Source organism: Actinoplanes philippinensis, from assembly GCF_900113015.1.
Lineage (GTDB): Bacteria > Actinomycetota > Actinomycetes > Mycobacteriales > Micromonosporaceae > Actinoplanes > Actinoplanes philippinensis.
Genome location: NZ_FONV01000004.1, coordinates 244,711 through 259,779, shown reverse-complemented (window position 1 = coordinate 259,779; position 15,069 = coordinate 244,711). Strand labels below are relative to the sequence as shown.

15 protein-coding genes are annotated in these 15,069 nt (G+C 72.4%); 3 read left to right on the top strand and 12 right to left on the bottom strand.

Features of this window, described 5'->3' with window-relative positions; genetic code table 11:
* Positions 1–18 precede the first annotated feature (18 nt).
* Positions 19–990: a phosphotransferase family protein gene (locus BM290_RS11495; RefSeq protein WP_239143501.1), complete on the top strand. Its 972-nt coding sequence runs from the start codon at positions 19–21 to the stop codon at positions 988–990.
* On the opposite strand, the gene BM290_RS11490 is transcribed toward BM290_RS11495, so the two are convergent.
* From BM290_RS11490 to BM290_RS11455, 8 genes are all read right to left on the bottom strand, one after another.
* Positions 984–2,942 (bottom strand): methyl-accepting chemotaxis protein, encoded by a 1,959-nt coding sequence (locus BM290_RS11490; protein WP_093612943.1) that lies wholly within the window; start codon positions 2,940–2,942, stop codon positions 984–986. The two genes, BM290_RS11495 and BM290_RS11490, sit on opposite strands and share 7 nt — an antisense overlap.
* A 53-nt stretch (positions 2,943–2,995) precedes the next feature.
* Positions 2,996–3,712 carry an ABC transporter ATP-binding protein gene (locus tag BM290_RS11485; RefSeq protein WP_093612941.1) on the bottom strand — a complete coding sequence of 239 codons (717 nt, stop codon included), beginning with the start codon at positions 3,710–3,712 and terminating at the stop codon, positions 2,996–2,998.
* Positions 3,685–4,509, bottom strand: coding sequence for an ABC transporter permease (locus BM290_RS11480; protein WP_093612939.1), 825 nt, complete (start codon positions 4,507–4,509; stop codon positions 3,685–3,687). The genes BM290_RS11485 and BM290_RS11480 overlap by 28 nt, the downstream gene beginning before the upstream one ends.
* The gene (locus BM290_RS11475) at positions 4,506–5,450 is read right to left on the bottom strand and encodes an aliphatic sulfonate ABC transporter substrate-binding protein (protein ID WP_093612937.1); all 945 of its coding nucleotides are present in this window, start codon (positions 5,448–5,450) and stop codon (positions 4,506–4,508) included. Before BM290_RS11475 ends, BM290_RS11480 begins: the two co-directional genes overlap by 4 nt.
* 1 nt (position 5,451) lies before the next feature.
* A complete protein-coding gene (locus tag BM290_RS11470; RefSeq protein WP_093612935.1) occupies positions 5,452–5,973 on the bottom strand; it encodes a flavin reductase family protein in 522 nt (173 codons plus the stop codon).
* Positions 5,973–7,127 (bottom strand): LLM class flavin-dependent oxidoreductase, encoded by a 1,155-nt coding sequence (locus BM290_RS11465; RefSeq protein WP_093612933.1) that lies wholly within the window; start codon positions 7,125–7,127, stop codon positions 5,973–5,975. Before BM290_RS11465 ends, BM290_RS11470 begins: the two co-directional genes overlap by 1 nt.
* A gap of 73 nt (positions 7,128–7,200) precedes the next feature.
* Complete coding sequence (locus BM290_RS11460) at positions 7,201–8,088, bottom strand: LysR family transcriptional regulator (RefSeq protein WP_093612931.1); 888 nt, start codon at positions 8,086–8,088, stop codon at positions 7,201–7,203.
* 233 nt (positions 8,089–8,321) lie between these two features.
* A complete protein-coding gene (locus BM290_RS11455) occupies positions 8,322–8,774 on the bottom strand; it encodes a hypothetical protein (protein WP_093612929.1) in 453 nt (150 codons plus the stop codon).
* A gap of 403 nt (positions 8,775–9,177) precedes the next feature.
* On the opposite strand from BM290_RS11455, the gene BM290_RS11450 reads away from it, so the two are divergent.
* Together BM290_RS11450 and BM290_RS11445 are read left to right on the top strand one after the other, a co-directional pair.
* Positions 9,178–9,762 carry an ArsR/SmtB family transcription factor gene (locus BM290_RS11450; RefSeq protein WP_093612927.1) on the top strand — a complete coding sequence of 195 codons (585 nt, stop codon included), beginning with the start codon at positions 9,178–9,180 and terminating at the stop codon, positions 9,760–9,762.
* Between the two features lie 5 nt (positions 9,763–9,767).
* Positions 9,768–11,018 (top strand): MFS transporter, encoded by a 1,251-nt coding sequence (locus BM290_RS11445; protein ID WP_239143502.1) that lies wholly within the window; start codon positions 9,768–9,770, stop codon positions 11,016–11,018.
* Here BM290_RS11445 and BM290_RS11440 read toward each other — a convergent pair.
* The 4 genes from BM290_RS11440 to BM290_RS11425 form a co-directional block, all read right to left on the bottom strand.
* Positions 10,959–12,365, bottom strand: a complete 1,407-nt coding sequence (locus tag BM290_RS11440) for an MFS transporter (protein WP_203779304.1) — start codon at positions 12,363–12,365, stop codon at positions 10,959–10,961. The genes BM290_RS11445 and BM290_RS11440 overlap by 60 nt on opposite strands.
* A gap of 813 nt (positions 12,366–13,178) precedes the next feature.
* Positions 13,179–13,466, bottom strand: coding sequence for a hypothetical protein (locus BM290_RS11435; protein ID WP_093612923.1), 288 nt, complete (start codon positions 13,464–13,466; stop codon positions 13,179–13,181).
* Positions 13,467–13,498: 32 nt separating this feature from the next.
* Entirely contained in the window at positions 13,499–14,041 is a 543-nt protein-coding gene (locus BM290_RS11430) for a VHL beta domain-containing protein (RefSeq protein WP_177319660.1), read from the bottom strand.
* Positions 14,042–14,085: 44 nt separating this feature from the next.
* The gene (locus tag BM290_RS11425) at positions 14,086–15,048 is read right to left on the bottom strand and encodes a BadF/BadG/BcrA/BcrD ATPase family protein (protein ID WP_093612919.1); all 963 of its coding nucleotides are present in this window, start codon (positions 15,046–15,048) and stop codon (positions 14,086–14,088) included.
* Positions 15,049–15,069 lie beyond the last annotated feature (21 nt).

Sequence of the window (15,069 nt, the reverse complement as noted above, 5' to 3'; positions counted from 1 at the left end):
AGCCGATAGGGTCGCGCGGTGACCGGAGCGAGCCCCACCCAGCGTGTCCTCGACGCCACCGACATCGATCGCGCGATCGCCGTCGCCCTGCCCGGTCGGCGGGTGGCCGCGGCCGGGCCACTGGCCGGTGGCGGCTTCGCGACGGTCTGGGCGGCGCGCCTCGACGACGGCGCCGACGTGGTGGTCAAGGTCGGCCCGCGGCCCGAGGCGCGTCTGCTGCGCTACGAGCGGGGCATGATCGCCGCCGAGGCCCGCTACCTGCGCCGGCTCGCCGCCGAGGCGCCGGAGGTGCCGGTGCCTCGGGTGCTGTTCGCCGACGCGGACCTGCTCGTCACCGAGCGGCTGCCCGGGGTCAACCTGGCCATGGCGGGGCCGGAGGTCGACGACGCCCCGGTGCGGGCGGCGTTCGGCGCGGCGCTGGCCCGGGTGCACCGGCTGACCGGCGACCGGTTCGGCTACGACGCGGGCCGCACCGGCGCGGCGACCTGGTCCGGGGCCTTCCGCGCGATGATCGGCGACCTGCTCGACGACGCCGCCGACTGGGCGGTCGCGCTGCCCGCGACGCCCGGCCGGATCCGTGCTCTGGTCGACCGCCACGAGGCGCTGCTCGACACGGTACGACGCCCGGCGCTGCTGCACTTCGACGGCTGGGACGGCAACCTGCTGGTGGACGACGGCCGGCTGACCGGTTTCGTCGACGGCGAGAGGTTCCTCTACGGCGACCCGCTGCTGGACTTCACCTCGGCCGCCCTGTTCCGCCGCATCGAGGACGAACCGGACCACCCGTTCCTGCGCGGTTACGGCGAGGTCCGCCTCGACGCCCCGGCGCTGCGGCGGCTGAGCCTCTACCGGCTGCACCTCTACCTGCTGATGACGGTGGAGATGCCGAGCCGCCGGATCACCCGGGAGGAGCACCCCGAGCGGTACGCCCGGCTGGCCGAGTTGCTCGACGAGGAACTGGCCGAGCTCGACCGTCCGGTGCCTCAGTAGCGGAAGTTGTCGATGATCGCGGTCATCTCGCCGGCCAGCCGGTTGAGGTCGGCGACGGCCTCCTGACCGGTCCGCGCGTTCGCCGTGGCGTCGCGGGCCGAGTCGGCGACGTCGGAGATCGCCCCGGTGACCAGCCCGGTGTTGCCGGCCGCCTCGGACACGCTGCGGCTCATCTCCTGGGTGGTCGCGGTCTGCTCCTCGACCGCCGACGCGATCGACGTCGTGTAGTCCCCGATCGTGGAGATGACCTGCACGATCTCGGTGATCGCGGCGGCCGCCGATGAGCTGATCGCCTGGATCGCGGTGATCCGGGCGGTGATCTCCTCGGTGGCCCGGGCGGTCTGCTGGGCCAGCTCCTTGACCTCCCCGGCGACGACCGCGAACCCCTTGCCCATCTCCCCGGCCCGGGCCGCCTCGATGGTGGCGTTCAGCGCGAGCAGGTTGGTCTGCTCGGCGATGCTGGTGATCAGCCGGACCACGTCGCCGATCTCCTCGGTCGCGGTGCCGAGCTGCGCGACCTGCCCGTTGGTGGTCTCCGCGGCGCTGCGGGCGTCGTTGGCGACCCGGGCCGCCTGGGCAGCGTTGCCGGCGATCTCGGCGATCGCGGCGTTCATCTCCTCGGCGCCGGCGGCCACCGACTGCACGCTGACGTTGACCGTCCGGGTGGCCTCGGCGGCGGTGCCCAGGTTGTCGGAGACGTGCACGACGTTCGCGCTGAGCTGGTGGGTGCCGTCGGCGAGCCGGTCGGCGGCGGCCCGTACCTCGGCGGCGGACCCGGCGATCCCGCGGACGGTGCCGGCGACCTTGTCCACGAACCTGTTGAACGCGCCCGCCAGCTGTCCGGCCTCGTCGTCGCCGTGGACCGTCGCCCGCTGGGTCAGGTCGCCGTCCCCGTCGGCGATCTCGGCCATCCGGTCCCGGAGCCGTTCGATCGGCCGGACCACCCCGCGGGCCACCAGCAGGGCGATCACCGCGGAGACCAGCAGCACCGCCGCGGTGATCCACAGGCTGATCGTCAGCGAACCGTACGCCGACTCCAGGATGGTCGCGGTCGGCACGGTCACGATCAGCGACCACGTGTCGGTGGCGCCGATGGCCAGCGGCGCGGCGATCTGCACCTGCTCGGGGTCGCCGCTGATCAGCCGCCGGACCGGGGCGCCCTCGGCGACGGCGTCGCCGGCCAGCGCGGCCACGGCCGGGTCGGCGGGCTTGCCGGCCTGCGCCGGATCGCCGCCGGCCACGAGCAGGCCGCCGCCGCTGATCAGCATGGCGGTGCCGGTGCCGAACGGCCTGATCGTCGCCAGCGCCGCGGTGATGTCCTCCAGGGTGACGTCGATGCCGGCCACCCCGGTGACCTTGCCGCCGGTCACGATCGGCACGGCCAGCGACGTCATCAGCACACTCTTGCCGCCGACCTCGTAGGCGTACGGCTCGAGCACCTTCTCCTCGCCGGACTTCTGCGCGATCAGGTAGTAGTCGCCGGCGCCCTGCTCGGTGTACGACGTCAGCACCGTCGACTTGATCGTGTCGCCGTCGCGGTACCAGTACGGCACGAGCCGTCCGCTGGCGTCGTGCCGGGCGTCACTGCCGCGGTACCGGGCGTCGCGGCCGTCGTATGCGTCCGGCTCCCACGCCGCCCACACGCCGAAGTAGCGCGGATGCCGGTCGAGCAGCGTACGCAGCATCGCGTTGGCATCGCTCCGATCGGCGCCGGAGAGCGACGCGGTGGCCATCGTCCCGCTCAGGTCGCGGGCGCTGCCGAGCGCCGTCATCAGCTGCACCTGCAGGCCGGCGGCGTTGCGCACGGCGATCTCCTGCGCGTACGCGAACCCGGACTGCCGTGCCTCGGACAGGTTGCGCCGCGTGATGACGGTGGCGACGAGCACCAGCGACACCCCGGTGATCAGCAGGACGCAGAGGATCAGCCGCAGTTTGATGCTCAGCCGGTTCAAACCCCACACACTGAGAACTTCGGCATGTGAGGGCGGCCACTAAGCCGAAACGGTCAGGGAACGGGCACCCCCAGCCGGTCGAGCAGGCGGCGGCGCAGGCCGCCGAAGCCCGGATCGTCCTGGTGGCGGGGCTTGGGCAGGGTCACCGGGATCTCCTCGGCGATCCGGCCGCCGTCCAGCACCAGCGCCCGGTCGGCGAGCAGCAGCGCCTCGTCGACGTCGTGGGTGACCAGCAGCGCCGCGAACCCGTGCCGTTCGCGCAGCCGTTCCAGCAGCTGCTGCATCCGCAGCCGGGTGAGCGCGTCCAGCGCCCCGAACGGCTCGTCGAGCAGCAGCAGCTCCGGTTCCCGGACCAGGGCCCGGGCCACCGCGACCCGCTGTGCCTGGCCACCGGACAGCTCGGCCGGCCACGCCCCGCCGCGGTCGCCGAGGCCGACCTCGGTGAGCGCGGCCAGCGCCCGGCCGCGCGGGTCGGTGCCGATCAGGCCCAGTGCCACGTTGTCGATCACTCGCTTCCACGGCAGTAGCCGGTGCTCCTGGAACACCACGCCGTAGTGGGCGGGCACGGTGATCTGCCCGGTCGCCTCGGCGTCGAGCCCGGCCAGGGCGCGCAGCAGGGTGCTCTTGCCCGAGCCGCTGCCGCCGAGCAGGGCCACCACCTCGCCCGGCCCGACGGTCAGGTCGGCGCCGTCCAGCACGACGGTGTCGCCGAACGATCGTCGCAGGCCGGTGACCCGTACCGTCAGGTCGCCTGCAGCCCACGTCGCCATGCCAGGGTCCTCCGTTCCGCGATCCGGATGAGCGTGTCCGAGAGCAGGCCGAGCGCGGCGTAGACGAGCAGCCCGAACACGACCACGTCGGTCTGGGCGAACTCGCGGGCCTCCATCATCAGGAAGCCGATGCCGGTCTGGGCGTTGACCTGCTCGCCGACCACGAGACTGAGCCACGCCGCGCCGATGGCCAGCCGCAGGCCCAGGAACAGCGACGGCAGCGCGCCGGGCAGCACCACGTGCCGCAGGCGCTGCCACTGGTCGAGGCCGCACGTCTTCGCCGCCTCGACCAGCCGCTGGTCGATGTCGCGGATCCCGGCGTACGTGTTGAAGTAGAGCGGGAAGAAGCTGCCCAGCGCGACCAGGCTGATCTTCAGCTCCTCGCCGATGCCGACCCAGATGATCAGCAGCGGGACGAGGCCCAGGTGCGGCAGCATGCGGGCCATCTGCACCGGCGGGTCGACGATGTCGTCACCGAGGCGCAGCAGCGCGGCCGCGGCGGCCAGCGCCACGGCCAGCGTCCCGCCGATGGCCAGCCCGATGCCGGCCCGCGACAGGGAGCTGACCAGGTGCTCCCACAGCGACCCGTCGGCCGCCAGGCGCCACCCGGTCGCGGCGACCAGGCTCGGCGCGGGCACCTTGTCGGCGGGCAGCAGGCCGGTCCGCGCCGCCGCCTCCCAGAGCACGAGCAGGGCGAGCGGGCTGACCAGCCGGTACCGGCGACGGGGCCCTCGGGACCGGCGCTGCCGGGCCGGCAGCGGTGTCCCGAGGACCGGGGGAGGGGCCGTCGTGGTCACAGGAACGCCTGGTTGAACTGCTCGTCGATGCGGGACCTGATGTCGACCTGGCCGGGGATCAGCTCCAGTTTCGTGAACCCGTCGGCGATGGTCTGCAACTCGGCGCCGATCTCCGGGGTGATCGGGGCGAGCGGCTTGGCGCTGCGGGCCAGCGCCCGGGTGGTGGTCGGCTCGTCGATCTTGAGTTCCGGGGCGAGGATCTTCGCGCGTTCGGCCGGGTTGGCGATGCCCCAGTCGGTGGTGGCCCGGTATTTCGTCAGGAAATCCTTGATCAGGGCGGTTTTCCCGGTGACCGCGTCCGGGGCGGCGAGGAGGTATTCGCGGTTGTCGGCCAGGCCGGTGGCGTCGGCGAGAATCTGCACTCCGGGCTGTTCGGCGAGCGCGAAATACGGGTCCCAGATGATCCACGCGTCGACCTGGCCGGAGTCGAAGGCGGGTCGCCCCTCAGCCGGTTTCAGGTATTTGACATTGATGTCGGTGATTCTGAGACCGGCCTGTTCGAGCAGTTTCACCAGGAGCCAGTTGACGTTCGAACCCTTGTTCAGCGCGACCGTCCGTCCCTTCAGGTCGGCGAAGGTCCGGTAGCCCTTGTCTGCTTTGACCAGCACTGCTTCACCCTGGGGGACCGGTTCGCTCGTACCGATGATCTTGAAATTGATCTTGCCGGCGGCCGCGAAGATCGGCGGCGCTTCTCCGGTCTGACCGACGTCGATCGCTCCGGCCTTGAGTGCCTCGGTCAGCGCCGGCCCGCTCTCGAACAGCGACCACTCGGCGTCCGCGGCGTCGCCGCGCGCCTTCGACAGGCTCAGCCCGCCGAATCGCTGATAGCCGATGCGCAGTTTCCCGGAATGCGCGGCGGATCCGGTGTCCTCGCTGCCGCAGCCGGCGAGAAAGGCGGCGCCCGCGGCGCCGATCAGGAGGCGACGGCGTGAGGTGGGCATGTCAGAGGTCCTTTCCGTGGTACGGGGAGAGCCGCCCGAATCCGGACCGGTGGAAGACCAGCGGCCCGCCGTCGGCATCCGCGCTGTGTTCCACGGCGTGCAGCCGCAGAAGCACGATGGTGTGGTCGCCGGCCTCCACCTCGCGGTAGATCGAGCAGTCGAAGCGGGCCAGCCCGTCGTCGACGGTCACCGCCCCGGTCGCGGTGACCGACACGGCGGCGTCGTCGAAACGGCGCCCGACCGGCCCGGCGAGCCGCCGGCACAGCTCGCCGTGGTGCGCGGCCAGCACGGTCACGCCCAGGTGCTCGGCGCGCCGCAGGTCCGGCCAGGTCTTCGAGGTGTTCGCGATGGACACCGACACGAGTGGTGGGTCCAGGCTGACCGAGGTGAACGAGCTGGCGGCCAGCCCGGTCAGGGTCCCGTCGACGGCCGCGGCAACGGCCACGACGCCACTGGGGAAGACCCCGAACGCCTGACGCAGGCGTGCCGGATCGAGGTCCTGGTTGGTGGTGAACGAGCCCATCAGCGTGCTGTGCGCCCGGTGGCGGCGAACGGCATCGTCGTGCCGCGCCACCGGGCCGGGCGCTCGTCCTTCCACAGTCCGCGCTCGGCGAGGATCGGCAGCACCCCCTCGCCGAACCAGTACGCGCCCTCCAGGTGCGGATAGGCGGAGAGCACGAACTCCTCGATGCCCAGCGACGCGTACTCGGCGATCCGGTCGGCGACCTGCTCGTGGCTGCCGACCAGCGCGGTCCCGGCGCCGCCGCGCACCAGCCCGACCCCGGCCCACACGTTGGGATGGATCTCCAGGTTGTCGGTGCGGCCCTGGTGCAGGTCGAGCATCCGCTTCTGGCCTTCCGACTCGGACCGGCGCAGCCCCTGCTGCACCGTGGCGATGGTGGCCGGGTCGATGCCGGCGAGCAGCCGGTCGGCCTCGGCCCAGGCCTCGGCGGCGGTGTCGCGGGTGATGGTGTGCATCCGGATGCCGAACCGGAGCGTCCGGCCCTGTGCGGCGGCGAGCCCGCGGATCCACGCGATCTTCTCGGCGACCGCGTCCGGTGGTTCGCCCCAGGTCAGGTAGACGTCGGCGTGCCTGGCGGCGACGAGGCCCGCGGCGGGGGAGGAACCACCGAAGTAGATCTCCGGGAGCGGATCCGGGATCTGGCCCAGCGTGGCGGCGTCGACGTGCAGGTGCTCGCCGTGGAAGTCGACGGTCTCCCCGGCCCACAGCCGGCGCACGATCTGCAGGAACTCGTCGCACCGGGCGTAGCGGGCGTCCTTGTCCAGGTGGTCGCCGTACATCCGCTGCTCGTGGCTCTCGCCGCCGGTGACCACGTTGAGCAGCAGGCGGCCCCCGGTCATGTTCTGGAAGGTGCCGGCCATCTGCGCCGCCAGGAACGGCGAGACCAGACCGGGCCGGAACGCCACCAGGAACTTCAGGCGCTGGGTGGTCTGGCTGAGCATCGCCGTGCTGAGCCACGCGTCCTCGCACCAGGCGCCGGTCGGGGTGAGCGCGGCGGCGAAACCGTTGTCCTCGGCGGCGCGGGCGACCTGGGTCAGGTACGCCACGTCGGCGGGCCGGCCGGAGCTGCCGGCCGCGAGGCCGTGACCGCCGCCGACCACGTGCCGTCCGTCGCCGCCGTTGGTGGGCAGGAACCAGTGGAACTTCAGAGCCATACTCCATAGGCTCGCTAGGTTTTGCAGGTTATGCAAGAGGGTGGGTGACCGGAGACGCCGAACACGTGATCGGTCACACCGAACGGGCCAGCCGTACGATCGTCTCCTCGAAGTCCGCGATCGCCGCCGGAACCCTGTCGAACCGCCGCCGGACCAGCAGCATCATCACCGGCGGCACCTCCTCGGCCAGCGGCCGAGCAGTGATCACCCCGGCCGTCTCCAGAGGATCGCCGGCGATGCTGTAGTCCGGCAGGATGGTCGGGCCCGTCCCGGTCGCCACCAGCGTCTTGCCCATCTCGGCGCCGTCGGTCGAGAACGTCTCCGGCGGGGGATCGTCACCGAAGAGCCGCTGTGCCAGCCGGTGCATCAGATAGCCGGGACGCATCGCCACGAACGGCCGCCGGCGCAGATCCGCGACAGTCACCGTGGTCTGCGCGGCCAGAGGGTCATCGGTGCGGCAGCACACCGCCGGCACACCGCGCAGCAGCACCGTGCTCTCCAGGGCGGCGGGCAGCTCGTCACCCGGGAACGCGTTGATCAACCCGACGTCGAGCCGGCCCTCGATCAGCCGCTCCTGGATCTCGGCCTGCAGCAGCGTCGCCACGTCCACGGCCGTGCCCGGATGCCCGGCCCCGAACTCCCGGACCGCAGGAACCAGCAGCGACGACGTGCCCGCGTTCACCGTGCCGACCCTAATCGTCCGCGCGTGATCGCGGGCCGCGGCCTTCAGCTGCGCCACCCCGGCCAGGATCTCGGTCATCAGCGGCAGCAGATCCTGCCCCTCCCGGCTGACCCGCGCCCCGGCCCGGTGCCGCTCCAGCAGGGGCACGCCCAGCTCCCGCTCCAGCGCGCTGATCGCCTCACTGAGCGCCGACTGCGAAATGTGCAGCCGCTCCCCGGCGCGGCGCAGCGATCCGTGCCGGATCACCGCGGTCAGGTATTCCAGCTGCTCGAACCGCATTCCGATCACGGTACCGAAAGCTGCGGTCCAGGTTCCTAGGACGGGGTACGGACAGTGGCGTGACCGCCTCCACGCAAATCGGAGGAACGGCCGGATCCGCTGACCTTCGGGTCGCGGATCCGGCCGTTCCTGTGTCGCGTCCGGTCCCACCGGTGGTAGGCGTTCGCCGTTCCCACCGGTGGACCTGAGGTCGCCGGACACCGAGAGCCCGCAGCCGGCGACGGTGTCCGCGGTCAGTCCGCGTAGGTGAGGTCGATGACCGGCTTGATGTGGGCGGCGAAGCCGTCTCCGTTGACCTCGCACTCAAGCTCGTCCGGCGCGTCGCAGGTGACCTTGTTCTGCCTCGTCCACGGGTTGCGCCAGTAGATCACGACCTCGCCGTACAGGCTGTCGTAGGTGACGGTCGCTTCGGTGCCGCCCTGGTCGTCCGACGACTCCGAGCCGAACTTCACCTTCGACAGGGGCTTGATGAATTTCGGCGGCACCTTCGTCCAGTCGCCGTCGGCGATGTCCTTGTCGCTCAGGCTGAGGCGCAGGTCGGTGTGGTTGTTGAAGGTGATCATGACGCTGCGGTCACCCGGCATCGCGGCGGCCTGTGCGGCTGCGGGGGCGGCCAGGCCGGCGGCGAGACCGGCGGCGGCGAGCGCGGCGGCACCGAGAGTGCGGGGCAGGGATGCAATGGACATGACGATCTGCCTTTCGAAATTGAGGTGATGGATAGCGGTCCTCGAGAACCCGTTCAAGTATTACCTGAATTCGTGGCGCTGCGGGCTGAAACATTGCTTTGGGAAAACTTCCCGCCAACGGTCTGATCCTTATTGGTCAGACCATGACAGGTGCTCTGAGCTGCTTGGTCTTCCCTGTTTCGGCTGGCGTGAATTGCTCCCGCGGCCCGCTCCGGCTAGCCGAAGAATGGCGTGGGGAAGTGCCCCGCTAATCGCAGTGGCAGCGCTTCGAATCGTAGGCGGAGACGACCGGCGCCAAACGCGTATCCCCGAACGAGTGGCCTGTGCGCCCATCAGGCGGATGGCCTGATCGGCTGAACAGACGATGCTTTACCGCTGCAATGTGAGAGGTTACTCTCGAAACATGTCTCTCACGAATCCTTTCGGTGACGTGACCATCACCGACCCGCAGGCGATGCGGGCGCTCGCCCACCCGGTGCGCCTCGCCGCGCTGACCGCCCTGCAGCGCAACGGCCCGATGACCGCCACGCAGCTCTCCGCGCACGTCGGGGCGACCCCCTCGGTGACCAGCTGGCACCTGCGGCACCTCGCGACGTTCGGCCTGGTCACCGACGCGGACCCGGGAGAGGTGCCGGCCGACCGGCGGCAGCGCTACTGGAAGGCCGTCGCCCGTGGGTTCACCGTCGACTCGTCCGCGAGTGAGGAGTCACAGACCGCCCGGCGGGCCCTGGCCACCCAGTTGGAGCAGACCGCACGGCAGCAGACGGACCGCTGGTGGGCCGAGACCGAACCGGAGCTCGACCACCCGTGGCGCCGGCTGTCCGGCGTTGCGAACACCGGTGTCCGGCTGACCGCGGATGAGCTCGAGCGGCTCCAGCACGACATGGACGAGCTGCTGGCCGTCTACACGCGACGCGCCGACGAGGACACCCCGGCGGATGCCCGGCGGGTCCGGATCCTGCGCAGCTACCTGCCCGAGGCCCGGTGATGAGCATGGACAGCAGCCCGCTGTGGCGCGACCGGCGGTTCACCGCATTCTGGGCCGGCCAGACCGTCTCGCAGTTCGGTGACCGGATCAGTGAGCTGGCGCTCCCGCTGATCGCCGCCACGATGCTCGCCGCCACACCGGCCGAGGTGGGGCTGCTGACGGCCGCCGTCTGGGCGCCCAACCTGCTCTCCGCGCTCGTCGGCGCCTGGGTCGACGGGCAGGCCCACCGCAGGCGGCTGCTCGTCGCCGCCGACCTGCTGCGTGCCGCGGCGCTGCTCAGCCTGCCGGTCGCCTACTGGTGCGGGGCTCTCGGCCTGCCCCAGTTGTTCGCGGTGGCGCTGCTGACCGGCGTGGGACAGGTGTTGTTCTCCTGCGCGTACTCCTCGTTCTTCGTGACCCTCGTCGACCGCGACCGGTACGTCGACGCCAACAGCAAACTCAGCACCAGCCGATCGGCGTCGTTCGTCGCCGGGCCGGCCGTCGGCGGCTTCCTCATCCAGGCCCTGACCGCTCCCGTCGCGATCGTCGTCGACGCGGTGTCGTTCCTGGTCTCGGCGCTGTTCCTCGGCCGGATCACGGCGGCGCCGGCCCCGGTCGGCCCACGGTCCTCGCTGGCGGCGGACCTCGGCGCCGGGCTGCGCTACGTGCGCGACCATCCGTACCTGCGGGCGGCGCTGGCCTGCGTCACCACCGTCAACTTCTTCGGCTTCATCGCGCAGGCGCTGGTCGTCCTGTATGTCAGCCGCGAGCTGGGCCTGCCGGCCGGGCTGATCGGCCTCGCGTTCGGGATCGGTGCGGTCGGAGCCGTCGTCGGCGCGGTGGTCGCTCCCCGGCTCTCCGCGCGGTTCGGTGTCGGCCGGATGGTGGTGGCCGGCGCGATCCTCTTCCCGGCCCCGACCGCGGCGATCGCGCTGGCCGGTGGCCCCGACTGGATGATCGCCACCGTGATCGCGCTGGCCGAGGCGGTGTCCGGGGTGGCCGTGATGGTCTTCGACATCAATCTGAACTCGGTCCAGACCGCTGTCATCGCCGACGACCTGCGCAGCCGGGTGGCGGGCGTCTTCGGCACGGTCAACTACGGCGCGCGGCCGCTCGGCGCGCTGGCCGGCGGCCTGCTCGGCAGCACTCTCGGGCTGCGTCCCACCCTGCTGATCGCGGCAGTCGGCGGGATGCTGTCCTGCCTGTGGCTGCTCCGATCACCGATCCCGGGCCTGCGGGGGCTGTCGGCTCTCAGCCCTCACCCGGTCCAGCGATGATTCCTCGCGGTGGATCGGGCTTGAGTCCGGTGCCGTCGGCACCCCGTCCCGCGATGATTCGTCGCCGCAGGCCCAGTCCGGTGCTGCTGTCGCAGGGGGGCGCGGTGTTTCGTCGTGGTGGGGCAGGTTCGGTGTCGCTGTCGTCTCGTCCCGCGGGGACTCGGGGCTGTGGAGCGGGCGTAGGCACAGCGCGGCGGTCACCGCGGCGACGGTGGCGCCCGCGGCGAGAATGAGGCGGTAGTCGGTCAGGGCGAGCAGGGACGCGCCGGTCGCCTGGCCGACGGCGCCGGGCGCGAACGTCAGCAGGGCTACGGTGCCGGAGACCCGGCCCAGGTAGGCGGCGGGAATGTCGCTCTGCACGCGGGTGGCGACGGCGATCAGCACCCACGGCAGCGTGACCCCGATGAGAACGCTGGAGACCGCCACCACCGGCAGGGACGGCACGGCGCGCAGCACGGCGCCGGCGGCGAAGACGGCGATCGCGGCGCCGACGAACACGTGCGGACGGAACCGGCGCTGCAGCGGGCCGGCCAGCAGCCCGCCGATGACCGAGCCGGCGCCCTGCACCGCCGACAGGACGCCCACGAACGCGGGCGTACGGTGCAGGCCCTCGTCGACGACCGCGTAGATCGTGGTGCCGGCCAGACCGCCGACGGCCATCACAGCGGTGGCGGAGAAGACGATCCGGCGCAGCTCACGGTGTTTCCACAGCACGCGTACGCCCTCGGCAGTGCGCTGCCGCCACGCGGTGGTCTCCGATGTGTGGACGATCGGGCCGGGCCGCAGCAGCAGGCACAGCACGGCGGCGGCGAAGAACGTGACCGCGTCGAGGACGGCGACGCTCGCCCCGCCGAACCACGTGAACAGTCCGGCGCCGATGAGCGGGGCGGCCAGTTTCATGCCCTCGGACGCCGACATCCGCAGCCCGTTGACGTCGCCGAGCAGGTCGGCGGCGATGGCGGCCGGCAGCACGGCGGTCTCGGCGGCGTCCGACACCACGAAACCGACCCCATAGGCGACCATCACGGCGAAGATCAACCACACGTCGGTACGGTCGTCGACAGTCACCAGGAGCAGCAGCAACAGGCCCATCGCGACGTGCGTGCCGATCATCACGCGGCGGCGGTCGGGGGCCCGGTCGACGATCGCGCCGAGCACCGGGCCGGCCAGTGTCGGCGACCACAGCAGGAAGCCGACCCACGCGGCCAGGCTGCTGGAACCGGTCAGCGACATCACCCAGATGCCGGCGGCCAGCATCATCGCGCTGGTCCCGAAGCTGGACACGAGCACCGCCGCGAGATACGCCGTCGCGTTGCGGTTTCGTGCCACGCGGGTCAATCCTGTCACGCCGCTCTCCCTGAGTTGAGTCTGAGAGGCTCAGGCTAGGGAGCACCATTCCGGCGGGTCAACGCAGAGCGGTACTTTATATGTCAATCCTGCATTGACATTGTGACGCGGGGTGCTCGTGGAGGCGTCGACGAAGTCGAGCAGCCCGTATCGGGCGTCTGTCACCGCTTCCGCCGCGTGCGGGCGAGTCCTCACCGGCGCCGACGTGTCTCGTGTGCTCGCAGAAGAAGGACTGACCGGGCGCTGCCGATCCCGCCGCGCAACCGGTTCCGGGTGCGGACCCACGGCATTCGTGCAGGTGCCGGCGTATCTGGCCGGAGCCGACCGCCACCGCGATGACGCACCCACGCGCCGGCCAGGTGCCTGTCGGTCACCGCGGACAGTCTGCGCGGGCCTCGGGACTTCGGGACGGACGGCTCTGATCGGGGGCCCGAGCCGGCGCGACGGGCGCGGGTGGCTGAGCACCCGTGCGACGGTGGTGTTCCACCTCGACCGGTTCGGCCGGGCGTTGTCCGCCACGGACGAGCATGCGTGGCCGTACCGGAGGATGGTTCTGCGCCGCCGGAAAACGATCCGGCGGCGGCCGGAGACCTCGGGGTGGCCGCCGTCGAGGGTGAAACGCCGCTCCCGGCGGGCTGCGCCGGCGGTGATGCCGGACCACACGAAATGCGCCCGGATCGGACGCCCCGACCAGGTGTCGTCGCCGTGGAAGTCGCCGCGCCCGCCGGTGAGGCGGCCGAACACCGGCGGGCGGAGCGGGCCGGCGCCGGGGTGCGGTGTCTGGTCGCCGCCGGAAACCGGGCCGTCGCGCACCTACCGCGTCGCGTCGATCACCGGCCCGCGCACCCGCACCGGGCCGGACGCCGACGGCTGGCACCACGCCACCATCCCGCTGGAGAACGTGCCGCACGCCGCCGCGTCGCTGCCGCACGCCGCCGCCTCGCTGTCGCACGCCGCCGCGCGCTGTCGCACGCCGCCGCGCGCTGTCGCACGCCGCCGCGCGCTGTCGCACGCCGCCGCGCGCTGTCGCACGCCGCCGCCTCGCTGCTGCGCCTCGGCGCCGAGGCCCGGGCGGTCGGGCCGCCCGGGCTGGTCGCCCATCTGCGCGAGACGATCGACGCGATGGCCCGGCTCTACTCCGGCCGCTGGCCGATCACGGCCCGGCCCGGCTGGGCGGTCGGCTGGAACACCGCGATCGCCTCGCCGTCCACTGTCGCCGCCACCCAGACGTGGCCGACGAACGTCTGCTGCTCGTACGTCTGTCCCGGATCGAGGGTCGCGTAGTCGGAGCGCTTGCCGTCGTAACCGAGCCACGCGATGACGACCTTGCCGCCGGTCGTGTTGACGAACCGGATCTGCGTCGCCGGACCGCCGTCGGCAGCGCGCAGGCCGGTCTCGGCGCTGCCGGGCAGCGCGGGCAGGTCCGGCCACGCCGCGGCGGACGCGTCCGGCTTCGCCGCCGTCTCCTCCGCCGGCCACAGCTGCCCGGCCACCACCGCGGCGCCGAGGCAGAGCACCACGGCGAGGCCGATGACGATGCGCAGCAGACCGCGTTGCCTCCGGTCGCCGTCCCCCCGCGCAGGGTCCGCCTCCGGCGGCGGTACGAACGGAGCATGCGTCTCGCCGAGCGGCGGGTGGTAGGGGTCCACCGGCGTGGTGAAGGGATCTGATGTCACGCGACCACCGTAGTGGTGATCTTGCATGTCACCGACTCCGGCCGTCATCCGGTCCGGCGGCCGGCGCTGTCCGGCCGTGCCGTCCGGCCCGCCGTGGTGAGCCGGGCCGACAGCGACGTGTCCGGCAGGAGCAGGGCCTGATGCAGGCGGTCCGGCGCCAGCGAGCTGAACCGGCGGGCCGCCAGCCACGCGGCGCCGGCCGCCGGGTCCAGACCGAGACGCGGTCGCAGGCCGCGATCCGCCAACGCCGTCAACACCCCGCGCTGTACGGGTGACCCGCCCGCGAGCAGCCCTCCGGCGAGCACGACGGGCCCGTCCTGACCCAGGTCGGCGAGGGTCCGCAGCAGGCACGCGACGGCCGCGTCCACGATCGCGCCGGCGTCCGGGTCGCCGTCGGCGGCGGCCGCGCACACGATCGGCGCCAGGCCGTCGATGGCGGTGAACGGCAGCGCCTGCGCCCAGTAGACCAGGTCGTCGGAGCGGCCCACCCCGGCATGGTCGGCCACCCGCGCGGCGAGCGGGCGCGCCCAGTTGCGGACCGCGAAACGCACCGCCTGCAACCCGAGCCAGCGTCCCGAGCCCTCGTCGCCGAGCAGCCAGCCGAGGCCGTCGCTGGTGCGTACCACCTGATGGTCGTGAACCGCCGCGGCGATGGCCCCGGTGCCGGCGATGAGCACCGCGCCGGCCGGGGCCGCGGAGCCGGCGGCGAACGCGGTGACCGCGTCGCCGACCACCGTGACCGGCCCGCCGATCCGCAGCTGGGCCGCGAACGGCCCGGTGCCCGCCGGCCCGGCGATGCCGAGGACGGCCGCCAGGACGAGGGCGGGGGAGTGCCCGCCGAGCGCTTGCCGGACCGCTGCCGCGACCTGCGCGGCGGCCTGCTCCGGACCGTGCGCGAGCGGGTTGCCCGGCCCGGCCAGCCCGCGGCCGACGACCTCCCCGTCGACGGTCGCCACGACGGCCCGGGAGCAGGTCCCGCCCGCATCGACGCCCACCACCAGCTTCATGGCGAAATGGAAACATAGCCA

Bases quoted from the DNA above. Each gene is read 5' to 3' on its own strand.
- BM290_RS11460 (WP_093612931.1), bottom strand. From the start codon at position 8,088: ATGCGGTTCGAGCAGCTGGAATACCTGACCGCGGTGATCCGGCACGGA.
- BM290_RS11470 (WP_093612935.1), bottom strand. From the start codon at position 5,973: ATGGGCTCGTTCACCACCAACCAGGACCTCGATCCGGCACGCCTGCGT.
- BM290_RS11485 (WP_093612941.1), bottom strand. From the start codon at position 3,712: ATGGCGACGTGGGCTGCAGGCGACCTGACGGTACGGGTCACCGGCCTG.
- BM290_RS11435 (WP_093612923.1), bottom strand. From the start codon at position 13,466: ATGGGCGACCAGCCCGGGCGGCCCGACCGCCCGGGCCTCGGCGCCGAG.
- BM290_RS11450 (WP_093612927.1), top strand. From the start codon at position 9,178: ATGTCTCTCACGAATCCTTTCGGTGACGTGACCATCACCGACCCGCAG.
- BM290_RS11475 (WP_093612937.1), bottom strand. From the start codon at position 5,450: ATGCCCACCTCACGCCGTCGCCTCCTGATCGGCGCCGCGGGCGCCGCC.
- BM290_RS11445 (WP_239143502.1), top strand. From the start codon at position 9,768: ATGGACAGCAGCCCGCTGTGGCGCGACCGGCGGTTCACCGCATTCTGG.
- BM290_RS11425 (WP_093612919.1), bottom strand. From the start codon at position 15,048: ATGAAGCTGGTGGTGGGCGTCGATGCGGGCGGGACCTGCTCCCGGGCC.
- BM290_RS11465 (WP_093612933.1), bottom strand. From the start codon at position 7,127: ATGGCTCTGAAGTTCCACTGGTTCCTGCCCACCAACGGCGGCGACGGA.
- BM290_RS11455 (WP_093612929.1), bottom strand. From the start codon at position 8,774: ATGTCCATTGCATCCCTGCCCCGCACTCTCGGTGCCGCCGCGCTCGCC.